A 24,366-nucleotide genomic window follows, 5' to 3' on the forward strand; every position below is an offset into this window, starting at 1 on the left:
GGGAGGGGGCGGGTTTGCCTGGAACGCCTTCCCCGCGTGCGGGGGAAGGTTGGGATGGGGGCGAACGAAGACGCGGGTCGTGGTTGCGTCGAGGATCGCAACGTTCGATGCCCGCCTGGCCAATCAAAACCATCGGCTCCGGTCTGCCCCCACCCGCCCCCTCCCCCGTGAACGGGGGAGGGGGCGGGTTTGCCTGGAACGCCTTCCCCGCGTGCGGGGGAAGGTTGGGATGGGGGCGAACGAAGACGCGGGTCGTGGTTGCGTCGAGGATCGCAACGTTCGATGCCCGCCTGGCCAATCAAGGCCATCGGCTCCGGTCTGCCCCCCACCCCAGCCTCCCCCGTGACACCGGGAAGGGCAGGTTTGCTTGGAACTCCTTCCCCCCGTAAGAAGCGGGGGAAGGGTGGAACGGTTGTCGCTACTGCTTCAGGCTGACCAACTGCTTCATGACGCCGTCCAGGCCGCCGAACACGGTCAGCTTGTCGATCTTCTCCGTGATCTTCTCCAGCGCCTCCAGCTCCTTGAGGCGCATCAACACCGGACTCTCCTCGATCAGCCTGGCCGTGTTGAGCAGCGAACGGGTCGCGTTCGCCTCCTCGCGGCGGCGGATCACGTTGGCCTGGGCAGACTTCTCGGCCTGCACCACGCCGTTGAGGATGTCCTTCATCTCGCCCGGCAGGATCACGTCCTTGATACCCACGCCGAGCACCTCGATGCCCAGGCCGGCGACCTGGCCGCGCACGTGGGCGAAGATGTCGGCGTCCAGCGATGCCTTGTCGCCCAGCAGTTCGTCCAGCGTCTTGGCGGAGACCGCCTTGCGCAGGCCGTACTGCAGTTCGCGGTAGACGTGATCACCGATCTTCGCCACCCGGGTGCGCGCAGCGACCACGTCGGTGACGCGGGTGCTGGCGGCCAGGTTGACGCGCAGGGACACCTTGTCGCGGGTCAGCAGTTCCTGGCCCGACACTTCGATCGCCTGCACGCGCAGGTCGACGATGTCCACGCCCACGTTCTTCTGGAAGTTCCAGAATGCGTAGGCGCCCGGCGCCAGCGTCTTCGACAGCTTGCCGTCGATGAACACCAGGCCGGCGTACTCGGCCGGCACGTCGGCGACCACCGCCAGCCTGGACAAGGTGCCCAGCTGGCGCAGTCGCCGCACGACCGCGGGCTGCACTTCCAGCGAGCCGTCCAGCGGCACGCAACGGACGTCCACCCGCGCCAGGCCCTTCCAGTACAGCTTGCGGGTGCCCGGCGGCAGCACGTCCTCCAGCTTGCCGTTCTTCGACACCAGGCCGACTTCCTGTTCGCCGATGTCGGCGAAAGTGAAGTAGGGCGCCAGCATGTCCATGCGCGCGATCAGTACTTCGGCATCGTTGCCGCCGTACTCCGGCCGCGCGATGGCGTGCACGGTGACGCTGACCTGTCCACGCAGGTCGAAGAACTTGTAGACGCCCGGCTCGAGCACCTGCTCAAGCTGACGGTTGCGATACACCAGGCCGCGCTCGCCGTCACCGATCACGACCTTCTTGGTCCAGAACATGGCACATGTCTCCTTATGTGGTTGTTGGCTCTGGTGGTCCGTTCCTGGATTTCATCCATCCACGCGGAGGAACGGTTTGCCGCGTGGGGTGCTGACGACGCCGCCGCACGCGGAGCCATCGGAAGAAGGTGGAAACGCCCGTGGACGCGATCGATGCGGGAGTCCGGCGCTGTGGGTGGAGATTCCGCCATCGCTGACCGGCCGGCGTCCTGCCGTCCGGCGTCGATGGGAAACGTCCGCCGCCAGGGCGAGGTTCCGGCACCGGCCACGCTGCGGTTTGCTCTTCCACGCATTCCCTTGCATGGATCGACGCGCCGCACCGGGCGTTTCCTGGGAGGGACTTGCGTCCCGATGTCATGACGTGACAGGTCATGTGTTGGAGCGGGACTCGAACCCGCGACTCTCGGATTATTCGTCCGATGCTCTACCCGACTGAGCTATCCAGTGGTGACGTACCGGAATCGAACCGGTGTACCCGGCGTTGCCGCCGATGCCTGACCATTCGGCCATCGTCATTGGAACACCCGTTTCCACGCTTCGGCATACGCCACGGCAGCGCCGCGCGCACCGGACGGGTCAAGAACCCGAGCCGCTGGAACGTGTTCCAGGATGTTCCGCATTGCCGGCTGTCGCCAACCGGCAATTCATGCGGATGCATCGCACCCTATTCTGTTGTTCCATCCGAACGCCGCTCGCGTCGGAGCATCACCACGCAGCGCACATGCGCCGGTTGCAGCCGCGCCCCTGCCTCGGGCGCGCAATCGCGCTACCCGGATGCTCCAGGGCGGAAACCAGGGGTTTCCTTGTCGGATGGAATGAAAACCGCTCGATGCATGCGCATCCTCCGCGAACGCCAGAAACAAAACGCCCCCGGGACTTGCGACCCGAGGGCGTTCGCGTTCCTCGGGAGATCGGGGTGGCCGATCTCCCAGGGAGTCAGCCGTGACTAGGTATCCAGATGCCGCATGCCTTCGAAGCCGCGCGACGAGACGCACGCGTCCGCGCCGTGGCAAGGCCACGGGGCAAACAGGTTCGTGTTGGCGGGAAGGCGGATCATGGAAATCGGTTCGGTGAAAAAACAGCCACGAGGGCGAAGGCCGCGCACGATACGCCGGTTGTTTTGAAGATGCAACACTTTTTTAACGCGAATTTCCTTGTGCTCGACCGGTGGCGTGAACGGTGCCACGGCCGGTCGGATATGGGCGACCATGCGCACGGGTAAAATCGCCGCGTTCGTTCCGCCCCAGTGACCACACGTGTCCCACCCCCATCCCGATCCCGCGCTCGATGCATTGCTGCTGCCCTTCCAGAAGGGAGATCTCTCCTGGCCGAAAGGTCCGAAGCTGTTCCTGCGCGCGCGTGATGGCTCGGCATTGCGGCAGTTCCCGCTCGAAGGAATGTCGTGCGAGCAGAGCTTCAAGCCGGCTGCGGATGCGCTGATGCGTGCCGGTCTGGATGTCGTCGAGGATGCGTCGTCGCGTGCGCGACCGGGTGGCCATGCGCTGGTGCTGGTACTGCCGCCGCGCCAACGCGAGGAGGCGCGGGCCCTGTTCGCACGCGCCCTGTCGATGGCCGCGCCGGATGGGCTGGTCGTTGCGAGCATGCCCAACGATGAAGGCGCCAAAGCGGGCGAAGGCGATCTGAAGCGCCTGGCGACGTTGGCCGGCAGCCTCAGCAAGCATCATTGCCGGGTGTTCTGGGCGCGGGCGGGCGAACTCCGGGACGAGGCGCTGCTGGCCGAATGGCTGCGGCTGGACGCGCCGCGCCCGATCCTGGAAGGGCGCTTCACCAGTCGTCCCGGCGTATTCGCCTGGGATCGCGTCGATGCAGCCTCCGCATTGCTGGCCGCGCACCTGCCCGCCGATCTCACCGGCCACGGCGCGGACCTGGGCGCGGGCTACGGCTATCTGTCGGCGGAAGTGCTGGAACATTGTCCCGGTGTCACCGCGCTGGATCTCCATGAAGCCGAAGCGCGCGCGCTGGCGCTAGCGCGCGACAACCTGCGCAACACTTCGGCCGCGTTGGCATTCCACTGGCACGACGTGACCACGGGTGTTTCCGGCCCGTACGACTTCATCGTCATGAATCCGCCCTTCCATGCGCAGGGCCGGGAAGATCGCCCCGACATCGGTCGTCGTTTCATCGAGGTCGCCGCGGGTGCGTTGAAGCCACGCGGACGGCTGTGGCTGGTCGCCAACCGCCACCTGCCCTACGAATCCGTGCTCGGTTCCGGTTTCGGCCAGGTTCGCGCGGTTGCCGAACGCAACGGGTTCAAGGTGATCGAAGCGGTGAAGGCGGCACGCGCATGAAAATCGTCAAGCACATTGCCAATCTCGGCTACGGCAGCCGCAAGCGGGTGGCGCTGATGTTCCGCGAAGGCCGGATCACCGACGCCGCCGGCGAGGTGCTGTATGCCGACGATCCGGTCGAGCACGACAATATCCGCGTCGATGGCGAACCGCTGGACCCTGCTCCGGGCCTGGCGCTGATGCTGCACAAGCCGGTGGGCTACACCTGTTCGACCAAGGATGCCGGACGGCTCATCTATGACCTGCTGCCGCCGCGTTTCCGCCAGCGTTCACCGGTGCTGTCCTCGGTGGGCCGGCTGGATCGCGAAACATCGGGGCTGCTGCTGATGACCGACGACGGTGCGCTGCTGCACCGGATCATCTCGCCGAAGTCGAACCTGCCCAAGGTCTATGAAGCGACGCTGGCGCAGGATCTGCGGGGGGATGAGGCCGACGTGTTCGCCAGTGGAACCTTGTTGCTGGAATCGGAGACGACGCCGTTGGCGCCCGCCGTCCTGGAGGCGGTCGAGCCGCGTCGCGCCCGCCTGACCCTGACCGAAGGCCGCTACCACCAGGTACGCCGGATGTTCGCCGCGGTCGGCAACCACGTCGAAACGCTGCATCGCAGCCGCATCGGTGGCCTCGCGCTGGAGGACCTGCCATCGGGCCAGTGGCGCGCGCTGGATGACGCGGATCTCGCAACGCTTTTCATCCACGCCGGATAAGTCCTGCGGGGAGCGAGGCCGGTCGCGAATCAGGATATCCCCACACACCGTCGCGCTTCTCCCCGATGGCATGGGCCCGCGCCCACGCGGATGCTGGACGTCCACGGAAGAAGGACGGCCATGGATGGCTATTCGAAGCGAAGATCCGACAAATCCCCCTGCAGGAGCGATGTCAGTCGCGACCCGGAGAATTCAGCAAAGGCAGCAGACACCCGCGGACCTGGGGGCGTTCCGCCGCGTAGGGAAAACACGACAATCGCAGGCAGGGAATGCCTGAGGTCGCTCATTTCCGAGGACATCGCGCGCTAAGCAAGGGCAGGTATTCGCTCGCTGGCCAGATCCATCTGATCACCTTCGCGACAGTCGGTCGTGGGCGGATCTTCGACGATCCCGGCAATGCCGCCATCGTTGCACGGGCGGTGGAGGACCCCCGCCTCTGGTATCGCTCCCGGCTGCTGGCCTGGGTATTGATGCCCGACCATTGGCATGGATTGATAGAGCTCGGACCCATGGAAGACATTTCCATTGTCGTGCAGCGCGTGAAAACCAACACGGCCAGGATGCTCCGCCGCCCTGGGCGCGAAAGTGTGCCGGTATGGGCGAAGGGGTTCCATGAGCGAGCATTGGGTGAGGATGAGAGCGTGAAGATTGCAGCGCGCTATCTGATTGCCAATCCGCTCAGGGCCGGTCTCGTGAAACGGATAGGCGACTACCCTTACTGGAATGCGGTCTGGTTGTGAGGTGGCGTGGTCGCGACTTACGTCGCTCCTACGAAAGCTTGGATGGTGATCAATCCTCAAACAGCTTGCGCCAGCCGGCGTGGCCGAGGCGGTCCAGGGTCTGCACGTTGCGCTCGACGATGACGTCGGGATCGGGGAACGCCGCGACCGCGCGCTCCACGCTGTCTTCGCGCAGCAGGTGCAGGGTGGGGTAGGGCGAGCGATTGGTGTAGTGGCTGATGTCGTCGGCAGCGGCGCCGGCGAACTGGTAGTCGGGATGGAAGCTGGCGACCTGCAGGATGCCCTGCAGGTCCAGCGCCTCGATGGCCGCGTCGGCGTTGTCGAGGAAATCGTTGTAGTCCAGGAAATCCGTCAGGACATCCGGATGGACGATCAGTGTGGTGTCGATCTGTTCGGGATCGGTATCGCGCAGCAGCACCAGTTCCTCGGCCAGCTGTTCCAGCAGGGCTTCCGGGGTGGTGGCGTCGCTGAGGACGAAGCGCACCTGTTCCTTGGCGTAGACCGCCTTGGCGAACGGGCACAGGTTCAGGCCGATGACCGCGCGTTCGATCCAGCGCCGGGTGAGCGCTAGCGGATCCGGCGTGGTCCCGTTGGACGGCGGCGCGAAAGGCTCAGTCACGGAAATTGTCGAACTGCAGCGGCAGTTCCAGTTCGGTCTTCTTCAACAGGGCGATGACGTCCTGCAGGTCGTCGCGCTTCTTGCCGCTGACCCGCAGCTTGTCGCCGTTGATCTGGGTTTCGACCTTGATCTTGGCGTCCTTGATGGTCGCTGCGATCTTCTTGGCCAGCTTCTGTTCGATGCCCTGCTTGACGGTGACCTTCTGCCTGGCCTGGGCCAGATTGGTCTCCACGTCGCCGAATTCCAGGCAGCGGGTGTCGATGCCACGGGCGATCAGGCGCGCGCGCAGGATGTCGGTCATCTGCTTGACCTGGAAATCACTGGGGGCGGTCTGGGTGATGACGTTCTCTTCCAGCGCGAACCGGGCGTCCACGCCTTTGAAGTCGAAACGGCTGGTGAGTTCGCGGTTGGCCTGGTCGACCGCGTTGGTCAGTTCGTGCGGGTTGACTTCGGAAATGACATCGAAGGAGGGCATGGTGGTCGAAATACGGATTCGGGGGTGATCCATTCTAATCCATGGGGCGTTTGCCCTTCGCCACGCCATAATGCGGCATGCGCCGACACCCCCATTCCGCCGCCATCGTCCTGATGCTGCTGGCCGTACTCCTGTTCGCCCTGATGGATGCCGGGCTCAAGCTGCTGTCGGCGAAGTATCCGCCGTTGCAGGTGGCGGCATTGCGGGGGCTGTCCTCGCTGCCGTTCGTGCTGGCCTGGGCGCTGCTTACGGTGCCGGCCGGCAGCCTGCTGCGGATCCACTGGCCCCTGCACCTGCTGCGCGGCGTGCTGGGCGTGGCGATGATGGCCGGTTTCGTCTACGGCCTGCGCGGCATGCCGTTGTCGACCGCCTACGCGATCACGTTCGTGGCGCCTTTGCTGGTCACCGCGATGGCGGGCCCGTTGCTGAAGGAGCGCGTGGGGCCGGGGCGCTGGGTGGCGATTGCCGTCGGCCTGCTCGGCGTGCTGGTGATCCTGCGACCCACCGGCGAGGGAATGATGACCGCCGGAGGCCTGGCCGTGCTGGTGGCGGCGATGTGCTACGCCGCCGGCGCGATCACGGTGCGGTTGCTGGCGCAACGGGACAGCACCCAGGCGATGGTGGTCTGGTTCATGGCGCTGCTGTCGGTGGCGGCGCTGGCACTGGCGTGGCGGGGATGGAAGCCATTGGAAGCCACCGATGGCTGGATCATCGCCGGCATCGGCGTGGCCGGATCGCTGGCGCAGATCGCGCTCACCGAGGCGTTCCGCCGCGGCGAGGCCTCGTTGATCGCGCCGCTGGAATACACCGCATTGATCTGGGGCGTGGTTCTGGACGTGGCGCTGTGGGGTGTGTTGCCCGACGGCGTCACCTGGATCGGCGCCGGCATCATCGTCGCCAGCGGGTTCTATCTGCTGCGCCGCGAACCCGCGCACGCCGAGGCCGAGCATCCCTGAATGCCCCTCCTGCTGCTGCCGCTGGGCCTGATGGTGCTGCTGGCGTTGTGGCTGGTGCTGTTTCCCTGGTCGCTGTGGCAGCGCTATCGCCGAGGCAAGGCTACCCGGCGGGTCTGGCCCTGGCAGGTGCGCTTGAACCTGGGCCTGTTGGGGGTGGCGATCGCCGTCTTCCTGCTGATCAGCGCCGTCCTCCAGTATTGGTGGCCACACCAGCTGTCGCAGGCCGCGTTGGGCATGCTGGGGATCGCCACGAGCCGTTTCGAATGGCGCGAAACCGGCCTGTTCCATACCCCCAATCCCTGGCTGGTGCTGCTGCTGACCCTGCTGATCGCCGGGCGAATCCTGCTGGGGCTGGTCCAGGTCATCCAGCAGGGCATGGCGTGGTCGCGGGATCAGGTGCTGGCCGGCGACCTGCATGCAGGCCTGACCGGACTGGCGGGCCTGCTGCTGGGGTATGGACTTGCGGGCAGTTGGGGATTGCATCGGCGGCTGCGGCGCCTGCGCCGATGAGGCGAAAAAAAGAAGGGCCCCTATGTGGGACCCTTCGCCGTTCCGGATGGTGCAATGCCGGTCGCCGGCCGGAGCGTGCTTAGAAGCGCGCGCCGATGCCGATGCCGACGGTCCACGGATTCAGATCCGCCTTCTGGCCGACACGCTGGCCGTCGGCGGTGATTTCGCTGTCACCGTGCATGTAGCGGGCGTCCGCGCGGGCGAACCACGACGGGCTGATGTTGAAGTCCACGCCCACGGTGCCGATGGCGCCCTTGGTGTCTTCCAGGCCGAAGTGCTGGCCGGCGCCGTCTGTGATGTTGTAGCCGCCGCTGTAGTTGGCCTGGTAGTAGCCCAGACCCACGAACGGACGGATCGGCGCGTCGCTGTTGCGGAAGTGGTACTGCGCGCTCAGCGCATAGGGCTGCGAGTCGATGTTGCCCAGCTTGCCCTGGTCACCGCGCACGCGCTGCTCGAACTTGTCGGCGGCGCCCCACAGCTCGACGGCGATCGCCGGAGTGACGTACCAGCTGGCGCTCAGGGTCGCGGCCGAACCACCATCCAGATCCAGGCTGGAATTGTCGACCGGCTTGGAGTCGACCTTCTGCACGGCGTAGCCACCGACGATCGCAAAGCGCTTGTGATCGGTGCCGGAGGCGGCGTCCTGTGCGAATACGGACGGGGCAAATGCCAGCAGCGAAGCGGCAAGGGTAAGGGTGCGGAACTTGTTCATGGGGGATCTCCTTTTTTCTCTTTTTGGGCCCGATGCTCTTGGGGCGTGCGCACCGTAACGATCCGCGCATGAATGGAGACAAGGCCGCGAAATGAATTTTTTACAACAGCGGCCATATCCAGCAGACATTCATTTTTCGTTTGTCGCGCATGCATGCACGCAAATATGAAATTCCCTGTGGGCCGCGTTGGAGCGTGAGCTGGATTGCGTTAATGTCGGTGCGCGCGAATCACCAGAACGATCACGACAGGAAGCACGTCATGCCCCGCAGCGATGCCGCCACCGTCGATGCCTACCTGGCCGGATTGCCGGCGGAACGGCGCGACGTGATCGCCGCGGTGCGTGATGCGATCAACCTGCATCTGCCCGCGGGGTACGAGGAGCGGATGAACTGGGGAATGATCAGCTGGGAGGTGCCGCTGTCCCGCTACCCGGACACTCGCAACGGCCAGCCGCTGTCGTTCGTGGCGCTGGCCGCGCAGAAGAACCACTACGCGCTGTACCTGATGTGCGTGTACGTCGATTCGCCGGCGGAAGCCGGATTGCGGCGGGCCTACGCCGATGTCGGCAGGAAACTGGACCTGGGCAAGAGCTGCCTGCGCTTCAGGCGCTTGGAGGACCTGCTGCTGCCGGCAGTGGTCCAGATCGTGGCGGCCACGCCGGTGGCTGTCCATATCGCGCGCCATGAAGCCGGCCGCATGCGACACTGATCCGCATGAGTCCGCGCCCGTCCAAGTCCTCTCTCCGCTCCCGCGGCGTCGCGCGCGGGAAGGCCGAATCCGCGCCGGTGGCGGGAGACAATCCCACCATGGCGGATCTGGCGAAGATCGCCGGCGTCTCCGCCATCACGGTCTCGCGCGCGCTGCGCGAAAGTCCGCTGGTGAATGCCGAGACCCGCGGGCGCATCCGCGAAATCGCGCGGCAGTATGGCTATTCCTTCAACGTCAGTGCGCGCAACCTGCGCCTGCGCCGCAGCATGACGGTGGCGGTGGTGGTGGAGATGAAGCCGACCCTGGAGCGACAGATGTCGGGGCCTTACCCGCTGGATCTGCTGGGCGGCATCACCCAGGAACTGACCACCACCGGCTACAGCGTGTTGCTGACCTCGCTTCAGGGTGGGGCGTTGCCAAACGTGCAGGCCGCCGACGGGGTGATCCTGCTGGGCCAGGGCGCCAACGAGGATGCCATGCACGAGGTGCAGCGCTGGGGTCGGCCGATGGTGGTGTGGGGCGCGGTCAGCCGGCACGAGTCGCAGGTGGTGGTGGGCAGCGACAACCGGCGCGGCGGCGCGCTGGCTGCCGAACGCTTCATCGCGCTGGGCCGCAGCCGGCCCGTGTTCCTGGGCGATCCGGCGCACGGCGAGTTCGCCGAACGCCTGGAAGGCTTCGCCGGCACCCTGGGCAAGTACGGCATCGTGCCGGTCACGCCCTCGGTGGCCAGTTTCACGGTCAATGCCGGCGCCGAAGCGGTGCATGCGCTGCTGGAGCAGCATCCGCAGGTCGATGCGCTGTTCGCGGCCAGCGATCTGCTCGCCATCGGCGCCATCCGCGCGCTGATCGAGCGGGGCAGGCGGGTCCCCGAGGATGTGTCGGTCATCGGCTACGACGATAGTCCGCTGGGCGCGACCTACGTGCCGCCGTTGAGCTCGGTGCACCAGAACTTCGTCGATGCCGGCGTCCTGCTGGCGCGCAAGATCCGCGCCTTGATCGATGGCGAGCCCGCGGCATCCGAAACCCTGTCCACCCATCTGGTGGTTCGCGCCACCTGAGCGCAAAAGTCTGTTGCGGCGCAGCGTATTCCGGGGGCCCGGAACAGCGCCGGGGGCGCGCGTCACGGGTCGACCGGATATCTTCCAAGTCTCTGTCACGAAAAGGAAATATCTCGCGTCCTCCGGGTAGACGCGGAGGGCGGGGGCATGCGTCGCCTGATAATTGTTATCGATAACTTGACATCGATAACAACGGTTCCCTAGCGTGCCTCCCGACCCCTGCGGCGCAGGGAAAGGGAGGCGTGAACGTGGGTGAGTGGCAGGGTGCAACGGCGGCGGATGGCGCCGGCATGACCATCGCGGACGACCCCTGGCGCCTGCGCCAGCCGGCATTCGACCCGCGCCGCCGCGCCCGCGACGAAACCCTGTTCGCGCTCGCCAACGGTGGCCTGGGCGTGCGCGGTGGCTTCGAGGAACAGGACAGTCCCACCGACGGCAGCTTCCTGGCCGCGGCGTTCGAGCAGAACGCCATCCACTATCACGAGCGCCTGGCCGGTTTCGCCCGTAGCACCGACACCCGCGTACCGGTGGCGGAAGGCAAGCGCATCCGGATCCAGTTGGGCGAGGAGGTCGTCGATCCCGCGCAGGCCGAGTGGCTGGCGTTCGATCGCGAACTGGACCTTCGCCATGGCCAATTGCGCCGCCGCCTTCGTCTGCGCACCGCCGCCGGACATACCCTGGAAATCCACGCCGAGCGGGTCGTGCCGTTCGCCGAGCACGCGCTGCTGGCGATCCGATTCCAGCTGACATCAATCGATTACCGCGGGCCGGTCGCGCTGGTGTCCTCCATCGAAAGCGGTCGCCAGGCAGTCGCGCAGGGCGATGATCCGCGCATCGGCGCCGGTGGCGGCGAGGGCCTGCTGGCGATCGGCGGCGGGGTGGAAGGCGGCATGGCCTGGATTGCCCAGCGCGCGCCGCATCGCGGTTTCGAACTCAGCTGCGGCCAGCATCATCGCGTCGGCGAGGGGCTCGCGGCACGACCGCCACAGGCGGCGGCGGGGCGGGTCGAGCAGCGCTTCGAGGGTGAACTGTCGCCCGGCGCGAAGATCAGCCTGGAGAAATTCGTCGTCTACGTGCATGAAGGCGATCTGGAGCGGCGTACACGCGATCTGGGCAGCCAGCTGGAGCGGGCCACGCAACGCGGATTCGATGGCTTCGCAGGGCCGCAGGCAACCGCGCTGGAAGGTTTCTGGCGGCGCGCCGGCATCTCGGTCACCGGCGATGCCGCCGCGGAACAGGCGCTGCGCTTCAACCTGTTCCACCTGCTGCAGTCGGCGGGCCGCAATGGCGTGGACGGAACGGCCGCCAAGGGCCTGACCGGCGAAGGCTACGAAGGGCATTGCTTCTGGGATACCGAGGCATTCGTGCTGCCGGTGATGGTGTTCACCGCGCCGGATGTGGCGCGCGCGATGCTGCACTACCGCTTCCGCACCCTGGATGCCGCGCGCGCGCATGCTCGCGAGATGAACCATCCGGTGGGCGCGCTGTATCCGTGGCGCACCATCGATGGAGGTGAATGCTCGGCGCACTATCCCAGCGGCTCGGCGGCCTACCACATCAATGCGGCGGTGGCCTATGGCATCGGCCTGTACCTGGATGCCAGCGACGACGTCGATTTCCTCGCCGGGGCGGGCGCGGAGATGCTGTTCGAGACCGCGCGGATCTGGCCGCAGGCAGGGCATTTCAACCCGCGCCGGGGCGGTGCCTTCTGCATCCACGAGGTGACCGGTCCGGACGAATACACGACCCTGGTCAACAACAGTTTCTATACCAACCGCATGGCCCAGCAACACCTGCGCCGCGCGGTGGCGGCGTGGCATCGCCTGCGCCAGGAACGGCCCGATGCACTGGCCGCGCTGGCGCGGCGGCTGGTCCTGGAGGAAGCCGAAGTCGAGCTGTGGCGGCGCGCCGCCGAGGCCATGTACCTGCCCTACGACGAGGCGCAAGGCGTCTATGCGCAGGACGACGAATTCCTGGACAAGCCGCGCTGGCCGTTTTCGCCGGCGGTCGGCGAACACCGGCCGCTGCTGCTGGACTACCACCCGCTCACCCTGTACCGCCACCAGATCTGCAAGCAGGCGGACGTGGTGATGGGGCTGGTGCTGGCGGGCGAGGATCTGGATCCGCGCCGCAAGCGCCGCAGTTTCGACTACTACGAAGCGGTCACCACCCACGACTCGACCCTGTCGGCGCCGGTGTTCGGCATCCTCGCCAACGAAGTCGGCCATGCCGACAAGGCGTGGCGCTACTTCGACGCCAGCCTGCGCGTGGATCTGGACGACCTGCATCGCAACACCGACCACGGCGTGCATATGGCGGCGCTGGCGGGCAGCTGGCTGGGCCTGGCCGAGGGCTTCGCCGGCCTGCGCGTGCGGGACGGCCAGCTGTCGTTCGCGCCGACCCTGCCGGAAGCGTGGCAGGGCTACGGCTTCAACCTGCGCTGGCGCGATGGCGTGCTGCGGGTGGACGTGGCGGCCGATGGCGTGCGCTATCGCCTGGAAGAGGGCACCGAACTGGCCATCACCCACGCGGGCGAGCCGCTGGTGTTGTCAGCGGGCGCCGCCGCCGTGCAACCGCTCGCGCAGCCGCTGGCGGCGGTACGCGCGACGTTCCCGCGCGAGGCGCGCGCCCTGATCTTCGATCTGGACGGCGTGCTGACCGATACCGCGCATACCCACTACGAAGCCTGGCAGCGGCTCGCGGACGAGATTGGCGTGCCGTTCGATCGCCAGGTCAACGAGCGCCTGAAGGGCGTGGATCGGATGGCGTCGCTGGCGATCATCCTGGAACGCGCCACGCGTGCCTACGGCGACGACGAGCGGCGCGCGCTGGCCGACCGCAAGAACGGCTACTACGTGCAGGCGATCCAGCGGTTCGGTCCCCGTGATCTGTTCGATGGCGTCATCCGCGTGCTGGACGAGGCCCGCGCGGCGGGCCTGAAGGTCGGCCTGGCCTCGGCAAGCCGCAACGCGCCGTTGCTGCTGGACAAGCTGGGCATCGCCGATCGCTTCGACTACATCGCCGACTCGGGCCGCATCCGCCGGGCCAAGCCGGATCCGGAAATTTTCCTGGACGTGGCCGCCGCGCTCGGCGTGCCGCCATCCCGGTGCATCGGCGTGGAGGACGCGGTGGCCGGTATCGAGGCCATCCACGCCGCCGGCATGGCCGCCATCGGCATCGGCAGCGCGGACAGCCTGCCGCAGGCCGACGCGGTACTGCCGGACATCGCCGCGTTGCGTGTGAGGGATTTTGTTTCTTCGTGACCGCACGCGGCCGTCAGAAGCCGCGGCGGATTATCTCAACCTGTTGAAAAAGTGGAGGGAACACATGCAACAGACCAACTTGATCCGCTACGCCCTGTCCGTAGCGATCGCTGCCGCACTGGCACCATCCGCGGTGCTCGCGCAGGACACCGCGCCGGCCCAGCAACCCCAACCGCAACAACCGCCGGCCGAGCAGCGCCCGAGCCAGGCCACCACGCTGGACACGGTGGTGGTGTCCGGCACCGCGACCGCGGGCGGCGTCAGGAAGCTGGAAGCCAGCTTCAACATCGTCACCGCCAACGCCGAGCAGATCAAACAGGCCAACCCCAAGAGCACCGCCGACCTGCTGAAGATCTCCCCCGGCATGTGGCCGGAATCGACCGGCGGCCAGACCGGCGCCAACATCGAGATCGCCGGCTTTCCGGGCGGTGGCGACGCGCCGTACTTCTCGACCCTGCTGATGGGCTCGCCGCTGTACGGCATGCCCACCCTGTCGTTCTTCGAGACGACCTCGATGTTCCGCCTGGACGACACCATCGAGTCGGTGGAAATCCTGCAGGGTGGTCCGTCGGTGGTGTTCGCCGATGGCCAGATGGGCGCGAGCGCCAACTTCTTCCTCAAGACCGGCACCGAGGAGCCCTCCGGCAGCGTCGGCCTGACCTACGGCAACGAAGGCCTGTGGCGGCTGGACGGCTTCTACGGATTCAAGGTGGCCGAGGGGTGGTACGGCAGCATCGGTGGTTTCTGGCGCGAGTCGGACGGCGTGCGCGATCCGCAGTTCAAGGCCGACAAAGGCGGCCAGCTGACCGCCACCCTGTCGCATGATTTCGATGCGGGCCGACTGACCCTGTACACCCGCTACCTCAACGACAAGAACCAGTTCATCACCCCGATTCCGCTGATCCAGCGTGGCACCGACAACTTCAGCGCCTATCCCGGTTTCGATCCGCTGAAGGACACCTACTACAGCAAGTACATGCAGCACGTGTGGCTGCCAACCTATCCGGGTGGTGGCAAGAACGCGGATCTGGCCGATGGTCGCGGCGCCAAGCTTTTCATGTTCGGCGGCAACTTCGACTACTCCTTCGACAACGGCTGGGCGATCAGTGATCGCTTCCTGTTCAACGAAGGCGACATGGACACCAATGCGCTGTTCTCGGGCAACAACCCGGTGTCGTTGCAGGACATGCTGTTCACCGCTGACACACCGGGTGGTTTCCAGCTGCCGGCCGGCTCGGTGGCGACCGCCAACTACATCAACGGCGGCGCGGTGCCACTGACCCAGAGCGTCATCCAGCAGGGCTGGTGGCACATCCACAAGCACCTGAAGAGCTTCAGCAACGACTTCCGCCTGAGCAAGGAGCTGTTCGAGGGAAATACCCTGACGATGGGCCTGTACATCAACCACTACACCATGGATGACAAGTGGTCGCTGGGCAACCAGATGCTGATGGCCAACGAGCCCAACGCCCGTCCGATCGTGGTGAGCTACGTGAATGGCGGACAGACCTTCTACCGCACCAATCCGCAGGGTTTCGCCGATTTCAGCGGCTTCCACATCGCCCAGAACGGCAAGGCCACCAACATGGCGCTGTACCTGTCCGATTCCTGGCGGGTCGGCAAGTGGCTGTTCGATCTGTCCGGCCGCGTCGAGAACCAGGATGCAAAGAGCAACGTCTGCAACCGCAGTCCGGTGAACCCCGGCACCGGTGGCCTGGACGGTGATACCAGCACGATCTACGACAACAACGTCGAGATGTGCAATGGCACCTACGCCCGCAACCGTTACGAGAAGACCCACCCCTCCTGGACGGCCGGCGCCAACTACTCGTTCACCCAGAACATGTCCATGTATGGCCGCGTAAACACCGGCGGCCACTTCCTGGACTTCGACAACGGCATCCGCGGCACCACCAACGACAACTATCCGCCGATGCAGAAGATCCGCAACTACGAAATCGGCTTCAAGTACCAGTCGCCATTGCTGTACGCCGACATCAGTGCCTACCGGCGTGTGTTCAGCGGTCTGCAGTACCAGCCCACCGATGGCCTGGGCACGCCGGTCGGCAGCCCGCGGATCTATGGATCCGAGTCGCATGGCGTCAACTTCATCGGCGCGCTGACCCCGACCGAGAACCTGCGCCTGCAACTGGTGGCCAACTACCTGGATGGCGAATACACGGACTACGACGCCTGCCTGCCGTACCGCGACATCAACGGCAACGACAACTGCGCGCCGATCGAAGGCCAGCAGCTCCAGCGCCAGCCCAAGTTCCGCGCCATGTTCACCCCGAGCTACCGCTTCGAGATGGGCTGGGGCGACATCACCCCGTATGTGACCTACACCTACGTGGGTGATCACACCCAGGATCAGTCGGGCCTGCAGGAACTGGGTTCGTACCACACGCTGGATTTCGGCATCACCTCCAACGTGGGCGAGAACTGGCAGTTCAACCTGCGCGGCACCAACATGACCAACGAACTGGGCCTGACCGAGAGCAATTCGCGCATCTTCGGCTCGGCGACCACGGCCGGCGGTGTATTGCTGGCGCGTCCGCTGGAAGGCCGCGAGGTCAACTTCCAGGCCAAGTACAGCTGGTGAGCCACGCCGGGGACGCCGCCTGAAACTCCTCTCCCGGGAGGCGTCCCCGGATCCTTCTTCCACGTCGTGGGGCATGGGCGACCGGCCCCGCGACGGATTCCCCTGCCGCCCCGGCGGTGACACAGTGCAGTGGCCGCCCGGCGGCGTGGCCCGGAGCAAGCAATGAATCGAACCCGCATGGTGCTCGGGTTGATCTTCACCTACATGATCTTCGCGATGCTGCTGAACTCGGTGGGCGCGGTGATCCTGCAGGTCATCCAGGGGTTCGGGGTGAGCAAGGCGTCGGCGAGCACGCTGGAAGCCTTCAAGGACCTGCCGATCGCGGTCGCCTCGTTCCTGGTCGCCTCGACCTTGCCGCGGCTGGGCTACCGGCGGGCGATGATGCTCGGCCTGGCGCTGGTGGCGCTGGCCTGCGCCGGCATGCCTTTGCTGAAGTCGTTCTGGGCCACCAAGCTGCTGTTCGTGACGGTGGGCGTGTCGTTCGCGCTGGTGAAGGTCTCGGTGTATTCCAGCATCGGCCTGCTCACCGACAGCGAGCGCGCGCACGCCGGACTGACCAGCACGGTGGAAGGCTGGTTCATGGTCGGCATCCTCGGCAGCGCCTGGCTGTTCGCCGCGTTCATCAATCCCGACGCGCCGGGCGATCCGGTGTGGCTCAACGTCTACTGGGTAATCGCCGGCCTGTGCGTGGCGGTGATCCTGCTGCTGGCCGGATCGTCGATGGATGAGACGCAGGCGCGCGATGGGCATGCGGTGGGCGAGTCCTTCGCCGACATGTTCCGCCTGCTGGCGCGCCTGCTGGTGATCGTGTTCCTGGCCTCGGCCTTCCTGTACGTGCTGATGGAGCAGGCCATCAATACCTGGCTGCCGACCTTCAACCGCGAAATCCTGCACCTGCCGACCGCCCTGAGCGTGCAGGCGGCGGGCATCTTCGCCGGCTCGCTGGCGGTCGGGCGCCTGGGCGGCGGCGTGCTGCTGCGGCGGTTGCCCTGGTTCTGGCTGCTGGCGACCTGCGTGCTGGCCATGGCGGTGCTGGTGCTGGTGGCGTTGCCGCTGGCGGCCAACGTGCAGCCGCGCACCGGCGCGAGCTGGTGGGATGCGCCCCTCGCCGCGTATGTGTTCCCGTTGATCGGCCTGTTCATGGCACCGATCTATCCGACCATCAACTCGGTGGTGCTGAGCGCGCTGCCGAAGGCGCGGCACGCGGCGATGACCGGGCTGATCGTGGTGTTTTCCGCGCTGGGCGGCACCACCGGATCCTTCATCACCGGCCAGCTGTTCGCGCATTTCGATGGCTCGCGGGCGTTCTACCTGCTGTTGCTGCCGATGGCGCTGCTGCTGCTGTCGCTGACCCTGCTCCACCGCGCCACGCGCGCATCCGTCGACACGCCGGTGATGCCGGCCGGAGGCCATTGATCCGATGCACCATGTCGTTTCCCGCCCGCCGTCTTCCGTCCGCCTGAAGCAGGCAGCGTCCCGCCTGCTGCTGGCGGTGCTGCTCGCCACGCCGGCCTTGTTCCCGGCGCTGGCCTACGACCGCCCGGCGACCACGGCGCCGCTGCAGTTCCGCATCACCGAAGGCCGGATCGAGAACGCCTTCCACCAGGACGGCGACATCGCCGCGCACCTGCTGTTGAGTTCCGGAACCCGCCCGCGGGTGCTGGTGGCATTCCCGGCCGGCAACAGCGGGGTGGGCGTGTGGTTCGAGGACACGGCGGCGCCGGTGCAATGGACGCTGGGCGAGGTGAATGGCGAGCGCCATCGCGACGGCGGCAAGGCTTGGAACGGTATCGTGGCCACCGCGCGCGTCGATGCGGCGCGGCTGGTGGTGAAGGACGCGGTGCTCGGCAGCGTCCGCGTGCTGCGCGATTACCAGCTCGGCCAGCCGTATCCGCCCGAAACGGCGGCGCGACCGGAGGTGACTTCCAACGCGATCCGCTGGAAGCGCAATCGCCTGGACGGCGCGCCGGGCTACGCCATCGCGCTGGAGGCCGAGAACGGCCGCTTTGCCCGCGAAGGCGGAAAAATCGTGCTGCAGGGCGCGCCCGCCGGCGAGCCGTTGCGGCTGCGCATCCATGCCTCGACCGGGGAAACCGCATTGACGCCGTTCGACGCGGCCGGCCTGCTCAACGGGCAGGCCTCTGCGGACCTGCGCAGCCGTCAGGCGTTGCAGTTCCTCAGCTACCACGAGAAATTCCTCGCCGGTTCCTGGCGCTTCGACACCTACTTCGGCCGCGACACCCTGATGTCGGTGCGCCTGCTGATGCCGGTGCTGCAGCCCGAAGCCGTGGAGGCGGGCATCGGCGCGGTGCTGGCGCGGCTGGCGCCGAATGGCGAAGTCGCGCACGAGGAGGACATCGGCGAATTCGCGGTGCTGCGCCATCGCAAGGAGCAGGGCACGCCTTCGGCGGCGCCGATCTACGACTACACGATGATCGACGACGACTACATGTTGCCGCCGGTCGTGGCCGCCTGGCTGCTGGAAGACGCGCGCGGACGCGAGCGGGCGCGCGCGTTTCTCGCGGCCGACGGCGGGCAGGATCAGGGGCGCCGCGGCGACGCGCTGGTGCGCAACCTGCTGTTCGTGGCCGACCGCAGCCAGGCGTTCGCGGACGAACCGGTGTTCCGCCACCTGATCGCGCTCAAGCCGGACAAGCCGGTGGGCCAGTGGCGCGACAGCAACGAGGGCATGGGCCGTGGCCGCTATCCGTATGACGTGAACGCGGTCTGGATGCCGGCGGCGCTGCGGGCGGTCGGCGGTTTCCTCGACAGCGGCCTGCTGGAGCCCTACACGACATCGGAACAACGCACGCGCCTGCGTGCCGCGGCCGGACGCGCGCAGACCTGGGAACGGCGCGCGGGCGAACTGTTCACCGTGCGTTTGGCGCCCGCGCGCGCGGCGGAACAGGTGCGCGCCTATGCGGAGACGGCCGGCGTGTCCGCGCAGGCGGCATTGGCCGCATTGGGCGATGGCGAACTTGCTTTCGCGGCGTTGTCACTGGATGCGGATGGACAACCGGTGCCGGTGCTGCATTCGGACGAGGGCTTCCGCCTGCTGTTCGGCCAGCCGGATGCGAAGACCCTGGCGCGCGATGTCGGCAACCTGATGCGGCCATTCCCGGCCGGACTGATGACCGACGTCGGCCTGCTGGTCGCCAATCCCGCCTATGCCGATCGCGCGGTCTGGCCGCGCCTGGGCAGCGCCGCCTACCACGGCACCGTGGTGTGGGCGTGGCAGCAGGCCGTGCTGGTGGCGGGCCTGCAGCGGCAACTGGCGCGCGACGATCTGCCCGTGCAGGTGCGCGAGGTGCTGGAAGCTGCCAGGCACCGGCTGTGGCGCGCGATTCGCGCCGCCGATGCGGTGCGCACCTCGGAGCTGTGGTCGTGGTCGTACCGCGATGGCCGTTTCCAGGTCGAGCCCTTCGGCGCGCAGGGCGCGCACGAAGACGAATCCAACGCCGCGCAACTGTGGAGCACGGTGTTCCTGGCGCTGTCGCCGCCGGAAGCGGCGGACGCGCCCGCCTCCGCAGAAAAGGAGTGATGAGCATGCGCACGATTCCCTTGATCCGACACGCGCGTCCGGTGGCGATGCGACGGCTGGCCGCCGGGCTGCTGGCGCTGCCATTCCCCCTCCTGGCGATGGCGCAGGAGACACCGGTGGCGGTCGCATCCCCGGAAACGGTGGCGCTGCCGGCCACCCCATTGCCGTACAGCGATTTCGCCAGTCCGGAGGCGCGCGCGCAGTTCGAACGCATGCTGGCCGAAACCCGCGAGGGCAAGGGGCCGAATCCCGCCGACGTCGCCGACCAGCGCCGCTTCTATCAGCGCTACAACGATGACCGCCTCGCGGAAGCCGAGCGCCGCTATCCGGCGAAAGTGGAGGCCACGCGCATCGGCGGCGTACCGGTGCACGTGGTCGATCCGCAGGCCGGCGCGCAGGGCGCCAACGCGCGGCGGGTACTGATCAACCTGCACGGCGGCGCGTTCATGTGGGGCTCGGGCAGCGGCGCGCTGGTGGAAGCGGTGCCGATCGCGGCGGTGTCCGGCATCCGGGTGGTGACGGTGGACTACCGCCTGGCGCCGGAGCATCCGTATCCGGCCGCGGTGGACGACGTGGAGGCGGTCTATCGCGAACTGCTCAAGCAGTACCCGGCCGGGAACATCGGCATCTACGGGTGTTCGGCCGGCGGCATGCTGACCGCCCAGGCCACCGCGCGCATTCTCGAACGCGACCTGCCGCGCCCGGGCGCGGTCGGCAACTTCTGCGGCACCGGGCTGCTGTTCGGTGGCGACTCGGCCACCCTGGGCCAACTGGCGGTCGGGGTACCCCCGCTGCAGTCCGACGGCGGCGCCAGCCTGCCTTACCTGCGGACCGCGAAGGCCGACGATCCGGTTGCCTATCCTGGCCAGTCGCCGGAACTGCTGGCGAAGTTCCCGCCGACCCTGTTCCTGGCCGGCGGGCGCGATTTCGCGGTGAGCGCGCTGAGCACCATGCAGCGCCGCCTGCTGGTGGCGGGCGTGGAGGCGGATCTGGTGCTGTTCGACGGGCTCTGGCACGCGTTCTTCGTGTATCCGGACCTGCCCGAGTCGCAGGAGGCCTACCGCGTGATCGCCCGTTTCTTCGATCGCCATCTGGGCCGCGAATCGCGCTGATCGCCGGCCCGTCGCCGCGCGGGGTCATGCCCGCGCGGACATCGCCTGTCGTATCGTGTCCGCCCTCCAATTTCGGGAAGAGACGAGCATGAAGGCGATCGGCATGGGACTGGCGGTGTTCATCGGCATGTTGTTGCCGTTGCAGGCGTTGATCAACGCCTCGCTGGGACGGCAGACGTTCGGGCCGCTGTTCGCCGCGCTGATGTCATTCGCCGTGGGTACCGGGGTGCTCGCGCTGTGGTGGCTGGCGACCCGGCCGACGTTCGACCCCGCCGCGCTGGCGCGGGTGCCGTGGTGGGCGTGGACCGGTGGCGCGATCGGCGCGGTCTATGTCGCCGCCGCCACCCTGTTGATTCCACGCATGGGCGCCGCGCCGCTGATCTGCCTGGTGGTGTTCGGGCAACTGGTCGGTTCGCTGCTGCTGGACCACTACGGCGTGCTGCATGCGCGCCAGCCCATCGACGCCACCCGCGTGGTGGGTGCGCTGCTGGTCGTTGCCGGCGCACTGCTGGTGGTACGGCCCTGGCAGACACCGGTGGGTTGAGCGGGGCCATGACCGCAACGCTGCTGCGCGGCTTGCCGCCACAGGCCGGCGCGGATTGCCGGATATTGATTCTGGGATCGATGCCCGGAGCGGCGTCGCTGGCGGCGGCGCGGTACTACGCGCATCCGCGCAACCGGTTCTGGCCGCTGATGGGCGCGCTGTGCGGTTTCGATGCCGGGCTCGACTACCCGCGACGCCTGGCCGCGCTGCAGGCCGCCGGCGTCGGCCTGTGGGACGTGATCGGCGCCTGCGAGCGTCGCGGCAGCCTGGACGCGGACATCGTCCCCGGCAGCGAGGTCGCCAACCCGTTGGCGGACTGGCTGGGGACGCGGCCTGGCGTGCGCGCGGTGGCGTTCAACGGCGGCAAGGCCGCGCAGGCGTTCCAGCGCCATGTCGCACCGACCCTGCCGGCGGCGTTGGCGCAGCGACTGGCTTTCCATGCGCTGCCGTCCACCAGCCCCGCCAATGCGGCCTTCGGGGTGGAGCGCCTGGCCGCGCAGTGGCGTGTGCTGGCCCGCCATCTCGACCGTCCCTGACGAAGGTCATGCTCCCGTCCGGCAGGTGCGGGCAGGCGGGCGCGCTGGCATCCTGCGGGCAACCGAGCTTCCGGAGCCCGTCATGACCCGTTCCGCCCCACGTCTTTCCCTGCTGTGCCTGGCCGCGCTGTCCGGGCTGGCCGCGTCCGCCCAGGCCAAGGACATCCGCTGCGAGATCGAAAGCGACTACGACATGACCGTCAACGAACGCAGCGTGATCTTCACCCGCGAAAGCGGCGTGCCCAAGGCGATCGTGATGCGCCAGGGCCGCCTGTTCGTGGACGACCGCTGGGTCGGGATCAACGACGCTGATCGCCGGCGCCTGGTCGACTTCGAGCGCGGCGCGCGCACCGCGATGCCGCTGGCGCACGAGATCGGCCGCGATGCCGCGGACATCGCCTTCACCGCGCTGGGCGAAGTCGCCGCCGGCATCAGCAACAATCCGGATCGCACCCGCAAGTCGCTGGACAAGGCGCGCAAGGCGATCGACCAGGGCATCGCCCGTTCGATCAGCGCCAACCGCTTCAACAGCCAGGATCTGGACAAGGGCATCGAGCGCGCGGTCGGGGAAGTGATGCCCAGCGTCATCGGCGACATCGTCGGCGGTGCGCTGACCGCCGCGCTGACCGGCGATGCCGATCGCCTGGATCGCATGGAGGGCCTGGATCAGCAGGTCGAGGCGCGGGTGGCGCCGCGCGCCAAGGCGCTGGAGGCGCGCGCGGAGAAACTGTGCGCGCAGATGCGCGAACTGGAGCGGATCGACAGTGCGCTGGCGTATCGTCTCCCCGGCGGACAGGCGCTCGATCTGCTGGAAGAAAAGCCCGACCAAAGGCATACCACCGGCGACTGAGCAAGGCGTGCCCGCCTTCGCGCAAGCCGCGGCGGGGGATTCCAGCGGCCCCGGCCCGAAAATAATTGCGTCCAGAGGTTGGCGCACCGGGCGGGGATGGCCACAATAGGGGTTCCCCTATTGGCAAGTGATCGCTGGAGTTCCCCATGGCCGAAATCAAGGAAGCACGAGTTCCCGACATCGGTGGCTACAGTGACGTTCCCGTCATTGAAGTGCTCGTCGCCGTTGGCGATACCGTCGCCAAGGATCAAGGCCTGGTCACGCTGGAGTCGGACAAGGCGACCATGGAAGTACCGTCGGCGTTCGCCGGCGTGGTCAAGGAACTGAAGGTCAAGCTGGGCGATGAACTGGCCGAAGGCTCGGTCGTGGCCCTGATCGAGGTGGCCGAGGGCGCCGCCGCGCCGGCCCCCGCCGCGCCGAAGGCGGAACCGGCCAAGGCCGAGCCGGTCAAGACCGCCGAAACCGGCGCCAGGGTCGAGCCGGTGGCCGTGGCTCCCACCCCGGACAAGCTGGCCCAGCGCGAGATCGCCCAGGAAGTCGCCGCGCCGACCGCGCCGCGCGCGCTGGAAGACAAGCCCGGCATCGATCCGGAAGCGGTGCCGCCGCGCACCCCGCCGGTGGAATTCAACGCCGATCGCGTGTTGCCGTCCAAGGTGGCCTATGCCAGCCCGACGGTGCGCCTGTTCGCGCGCGAGCTCGGCGTCGACCTGGATCAGGTCAAGGGCAGCGAACGCGGCGGCCGCATCAGCAAGGAAGACGTGCAGCGCTACGTCAAGGCCGCGCTGTCCGGCGGCGTGCCCGCGGCCGCCGGCGCCACGCCCGCCGCCGGCGGTGGTGGCGGCCTGAACCTGCTGCCATGGCCGAAGGTGGACTTCAGCAAGTTCGGCGAAGTCGAAGTGCAGCCGCTGTCGCGCATCAAGAAGATTTCCGGCGCCAACCTGGCGCGCAACTGGGCGATGATTCCGCACGTCACCCAGCACGATCACGCCGACATCACCGATCTGGAAGCGCTGCGGGTGGCGCTGAACAAGGAGAACGAGAAGGCTGGCATCAAGCTGACCATGCTCGCGTTCCTGATGAAGGCCAGCGTCGCCGCGCTGAAGAAATTCCCCGATTTCAACGCCTCGCTGGACGCCAGCGGCGAGAACCTCACCCTCAAGAAGTACTTCCACATCGGGTTCGCCGCCGACACCCCGAATGGCCTGGTGGTGCCGGTCATCCGCGACGTCGACAAGAAGGGCGTCAACGAGTTGGCCGCCGAAACCAGCGAACTGGCCAAGAAGGCCCGCGACGGCAAGCTCGGCCCGGCCGACATGTCCGGCGGCTGCTTCTCGATTTCCTCGCTCGGCGGCATCGGCGGCACCGCCTTCACTCCGATCGTCAACGCGCCGGAAGTCGCCATCCTCGGCGTGTCCAAGTCCTCCATCCAACCGGTGTGGGACGGCAAGCAGTTCGCGCCGCGCTTGCTGCTGCCGCTCTCGCTGAGCTACGACCACCGCGTCATCGACGGTGCCTCCGCCGCGCGCTTCACCGCGTACCTGGCGCAACTGATGGGCGACCTGCGTCGCGTGCTGCTGTAAGCGGG

21 protein-coding genes and 2 tRNA genes are annotated in these 24,366 nt (G+C 67.4%); 16 read left to right on the top strand and 7 right to left on the bottom strand.

Annotation, left to right across the window (positions count from 1 at the left end; genetic code table 11):
- Window positions 1–418 precede the first annotated feature (418 nt).
- The 4 genes from AC3DE2_RS00005 to AC3DE2_RS00020 all read right to left on the bottom strand — a co-directional run bounded on the left by AC3DE2_RS00005 (window position 419) and on the right by AC3DE2_RS00020 (window position 2,756).
- Complete coding sequence (locus AC3DE2_RS00005; protein WP_488424498.1) at window positions 419–1,540, bottom strand: slipin family protein; 1,122 nt, start codon at window positions 1,538–1,540, stop codon at window positions 419–421.
- A gap of 377 nt (window positions 1,541–1,917) precedes the next feature.
- Window positions 1,918–1,983 (bottom strand) — tRNA-Ile (locus AC3DE2_RS00010).
- Window positions 1,984–1,985: 2 nt separating this feature from the next.
- Window positions 1,986–2,057: transfer RNA gene (locus AC3DE2_RS00015), tRNA-Cys, on the bottom strand.
- Window positions 2,058–2,486: 429 nt separating this feature from the next.
- Window positions 2,487–2,756 carry a hypothetical protein gene (locus AC3DE2_RS00020; RefSeq protein WP_488424500.1) on the bottom strand — a complete coding sequence of 90 codons (270 nt, stop codon included), beginning with the start codon at window positions 2,754–2,756 and terminating at the stop codon, window positions 2,487–2,489.
- A 40-nt stretch (window positions 2,757–2,796) separates the two neighbouring features.
- On the opposite strand from AC3DE2_RS00020, the gene AC3DE2_RS00025 reads away from it, so the two are divergent.
- The 3 genes from AC3DE2_RS00025 to AC3DE2_RS00035 all read left to right on the top strand — a co-directional run bounded on the left by AC3DE2_RS00025 (window position 2,797) and on the right by AC3DE2_RS00035 (window position 5,293).
- Complete coding sequence (locus tag AC3DE2_RS00025; protein WP_488424501.1) at window positions 2,797–3,849, top strand: class I SAM-dependent methyltransferase; 1,053 nt, start codon at window positions 2,797–2,799, stop codon at window positions 3,847–3,849.
- Window positions 3,846–4,553: a pseudouridine synthase gene (locus AC3DE2_RS00030; RefSeq protein WP_488424502.1), complete on the top strand. Its 708-nt coding sequence runs from the start codon at window positions 3,846–3,848 to the stop codon at window positions 4,551–4,553. Before AC3DE2_RS00025 ends, AC3DE2_RS00030 begins: the two co-directional genes overlap by 4 nt.
- Window positions 4,554–4,822: 269 nt before the next feature.
- Complete coding sequence (locus AC3DE2_RS00035; protein WP_488424503.1) at window positions 4,823–5,293, top strand: REP-associated tyrosine transposase; 471 nt, start codon at window positions 4,823–4,825, stop codon at window positions 5,291–5,293.
- 49 nt (window positions 5,294–5,342) lie between these two features.
- Here AC3DE2_RS00035 and AC3DE2_RS00040 read toward each other — a convergent pair whose 3' ends face one another.
- Both AC3DE2_RS00040 and AC3DE2_RS00045 read right to left on the bottom strand, forming a co-directional pair.
- Window positions 5,343–5,912 carry a DUF1415 domain-containing protein gene (locus AC3DE2_RS00040; RefSeq protein ID WP_488424504.1) on the bottom strand — a complete coding sequence of 190 codons (570 nt, stop codon included), beginning with the start codon at window positions 5,910–5,912 and terminating at the stop codon, window positions 5,343–5,345.
- The gene (locus tag AC3DE2_RS00045) at window positions 5,905–6,387 is read right to left on the bottom strand and encodes a YajQ family cyclic di-GMP-binding protein (RefSeq protein ID WP_488425224.1); all 483 of its coding nucleotides are present in this window, start codon (window positions 6,385–6,387) and stop codon (window positions 5,905–5,907) included. The genes AC3DE2_RS00040 and AC3DE2_RS00045 overlap by 8 nt, the downstream gene beginning before the upstream one ends.
- Window positions 6,388–6,464: 77 nt before the next feature.
- Between AC3DE2_RS00045 and AC3DE2_RS00050 the strand changes: the two genes are divergently transcribed.
- Window positions 6,465–7,343, top strand: coding sequence for a DMT family transporter (locus AC3DE2_RS00050; RefSeq protein WP_488424506.1), 879 nt, complete (start codon window positions 6,465–6,467; stop codon window positions 7,341–7,343).
- Window positions 7,344–7,853 (top strand): DUF1453 domain-containing protein, encoded by a 510-nt coding sequence (locus AC3DE2_RS00055; RefSeq protein WP_488424508.1) that lies wholly within the window; start codon window positions 7,344–7,346, stop codon window positions 7,851–7,853.
- Window positions 7,854–7,932: 79 nt separating this feature from the next.
- Here AC3DE2_RS00055 and AC3DE2_RS00060 read toward each other — a convergent pair whose 3' ends face one another.
- Window positions 7,933–8,565 carry an OmpW/AlkL family protein gene (locus tag AC3DE2_RS00060; protein WP_295382410.1) on the bottom strand — a complete coding sequence of 211 codons (633 nt, stop codon included), beginning with the start codon at window positions 8,563–8,565 and terminating at the stop codon, window positions 7,933–7,935.
- A gap of 260 nt (window positions 8,566–8,825) precedes the next feature.
- On the opposite strand from AC3DE2_RS00060, the gene AC3DE2_RS00065 reads away from it, so the two are divergent.
- From AC3DE2_RS00065 to AC3DE2_RS00115, 11 genes are all read left to right on the top strand, one after another.
- Complete coding sequence (locus AC3DE2_RS00065) at window positions 8,826–9,275, top strand: DUF1801 domain-containing protein (protein ID WP_488424509.1); 450 nt, start codon at window positions 8,826–8,828, stop codon at window positions 9,273–9,275.
- 5 nt (window positions 9,276–9,280) lie between these two features.
- The gene (locus AC3DE2_RS00070; protein WP_488424510.1) at window positions 9,281–10,333 is read left to right on the top strand and encodes a LacI family DNA-binding transcriptional regulator; all 1,053 of its coding nucleotides are present in this window, start codon (window positions 9,281–9,283) and stop codon (window positions 10,331–10,333) included.
- Between the two features lie 242 nt (window positions 10,334–10,575).
- On the top strand, window positions 10,576–13,596 hold the full coding sequence (pgmB, locus tag AC3DE2_RS00075; RefSeq protein ID WP_488424511.1) for a beta-phosphoglucomutase: 3,021 nt from the start codon (window positions 10,576–10,578) through the stop codon (window positions 13,594–13,596).
- A gap of 64 nt (window positions 13,597–13,660) precedes the next feature.
- Window positions 13,661–16,198: a TonB-dependent receptor gene (locus AC3DE2_RS00080; protein WP_488424512.1), complete on the top strand. Its 2,538-nt coding sequence runs from the start codon at window positions 13,661–13,663 to the stop codon at window positions 16,196–16,198.
- Window positions 16,199–16,360: 162 nt separating this feature from the next.
- On the top strand, window positions 16,361–17,614 hold the full coding sequence (locus AC3DE2_RS00085; protein WP_295382406.1) for an MFS transporter: 1,254 nt from the start codon (window positions 16,361–16,363) through the stop codon (window positions 17,612–17,614).
- A gap of 4 nt (window positions 17,615–17,618) precedes the next feature.
- Window positions 17,619–19,739, top strand: coding sequence for a hypothetical protein (locus AC3DE2_RS00090; RefSeq protein WP_488424513.1), 2,121 nt, complete (start codon window positions 17,619–17,621; stop codon window positions 19,737–19,739).
- A 5-nt stretch (window positions 19,740–19,744) separates the two neighbouring features.
- A complete protein-coding gene (locus tag AC3DE2_RS00095; RefSeq protein ID WP_488424514.1) occupies window positions 19,745–20,851 on the top strand; it encodes an alpha/beta hydrolase in 1,107 nt (368 codons plus the stop codon).
- A gap of 88 nt (window positions 20,852–20,939) precedes the next feature.
- A complete protein-coding gene (locus tag AC3DE2_RS00100) occupies window positions 20,940–21,395 on the top strand; it encodes a DMT family transporter (RefSeq protein ID WP_295382403.1) in 456 nt (151 codons plus the stop codon).
- Between the two features lie 8 nt (window positions 21,396–21,403).
- Complete coding sequence (locus AC3DE2_RS00105) at window positions 21,404–21,931, top strand: DNA-deoxyinosine glycosylase (protein ID WP_488424515.1); 528 nt, start codon at window positions 21,404–21,406, stop codon at window positions 21,929–21,931.
- 82 nt (window positions 21,932–22,013) lie between these two features.
- On the top strand, window positions 22,014–22,781 hold the full coding sequence (locus AC3DE2_RS00110) for a DUF2884 family protein (protein ID WP_488424516.1): 768 nt from the start codon (window positions 22,014–22,016) through the stop codon (window positions 22,779–22,781).
- A 146-nt stretch (window positions 22,782–22,927) separates the two neighbouring features.
- A complete protein-coding gene (locus AC3DE2_RS00115; protein ID WP_488424517.1) occupies window positions 22,928–24,361 on the top strand; it encodes a dihydrolipoyllysine-residue acetyltransferase in 1,434 nt (477 codons plus the stop codon).
- The last annotated feature ends 5 nt before the right edge of the window (window positions 24,362–24,366 follow it).

The sequence above is a fragment of the Pseudoxanthomonas sp. 68-E7 genome (assembly GCF_057773145.1).

What these genes read in the sequence shown, in the direction of transcription:
- AC3DE2_RS00005 (WP_488424498.1), bottom strand. Translation starts at nt 1,540, where the DNA reads ATGTTCTGGACCAAGAAGGTCGTGATCGGTGACGGCGAGCGCGGCCTG.
- AC3DE2_RS00030 (WP_488424502.1), top strand. Translation starts at nt 3,846, where the DNA reads ATGAAAATCGTCAAGCACATTGCCAATCTCGGCTACGGCAGCCGCAAG.
- AC3DE2_RS00035 (WP_488424503.1), top strand. Translation starts at nt 4,823, where the DNA reads ATGCCTGAGGTCGCTCATTTCCGAGGACATCGCGCGCTAAGCAAGGGC.
- AC3DE2_RS00045 (WP_488425224.1), bottom strand. Translation starts at nt 6,387, where the DNA reads ATGCCCTCCTTCGATGTCATTTCCGAAGTCAACCCGCACGAACTGACC.
- AC3DE2_RS00050 (WP_488424506.1), top strand. Translation starts at nt 6,465, where the DNA reads ATGCGCCGACACCCCCATTCCGCCGCCATCGTCCTGATGCTGCTGGCC.
- AC3DE2_RS00055 (WP_488424508.1), top strand. Translation starts at nt 7,344, where the DNA reads ATGCCCCTCCTGCTGCTGCCGCTGGGCCTGATGGTGCTGCTGGCGTTG.
- AC3DE2_RS00060 (WP_295382410.1), bottom strand. Translation starts at nt 8,565, where the DNA reads ATGAACAAGTTCCGCACCCTTACCCTTGCCGCTTCGCTGCTGGCATTT.
- AC3DE2_RS00065 (WP_488424509.1), top strand. Translation starts at nt 8,826, where the DNA reads ATGCCCCGCAGCGATGCCGCCACCGTCGATGCCTACCTGGCCGGATTG.
- AC3DE2_RS00070 (WP_488424510.1), top strand. Translation starts at nt 9,281, where the DNA reads ATGAGTCCGCGCCCGTCCAAGTCCTCTCTCCGCTCCCGCGGCGTCGCG.
- AC3DE2_RS00080 (WP_488424512.1), top strand. Translation starts at nt 13,661, where the DNA reads ATGCAACAGACCAACTTGATCCGCTACGCCCTGTCCGTAGCGATCGCT.
- AC3DE2_RS00085 (WP_295382406.1), top strand. Translation starts at nt 16,361, where the DNA reads ATGAATCGAACCCGCATGGTGCTCGGGTTGATCTTCACCTACATGATC.
- AC3DE2_RS00090 (WP_488424513.1), top strand. Translation starts at nt 17,619, where the DNA reads ATGCACCATGTCGTTTCCCGCCCGCCGTCTTCCGTCCGCCTGAAGCAG.
- AC3DE2_RS00095 (WP_488424514.1), top strand. Translation starts at nt 19,745, where the DNA reads ATGCGCACGATTCCCTTGATCCGACACGCGCGTCCGGTGGCGATGCGA.
- AC3DE2_RS00100 (WP_295382403.1), top strand. Translation starts at nt 20,940, where the DNA reads ATGAAGGCGATCGGCATGGGACTGGCGGTGTTCATCGGCATGTTGTTG.
- AC3DE2_RS00105 (WP_488424515.1), top strand. Translation starts at nt 21,404, where the DNA reads ATGACCGCAACGCTGCTGCGCGGCTTGCCGCCACAGGCCGGCGCGGAT.
- AC3DE2_RS00110 (WP_488424516.1), top strand. Translation starts at nt 22,014, where the DNA reads ATGACCCGTTCCGCCCCACGTCTTTCCCTGCTGTGCCTGGCCGCGCTG.
- AC3DE2_RS00115 (WP_488424517.1), top strand. Translation starts at nt 22,928, where the DNA reads ATGGCCGAAATCAAGGAAGCACGAGTTCCCGACATCGGTGGCTACAGT.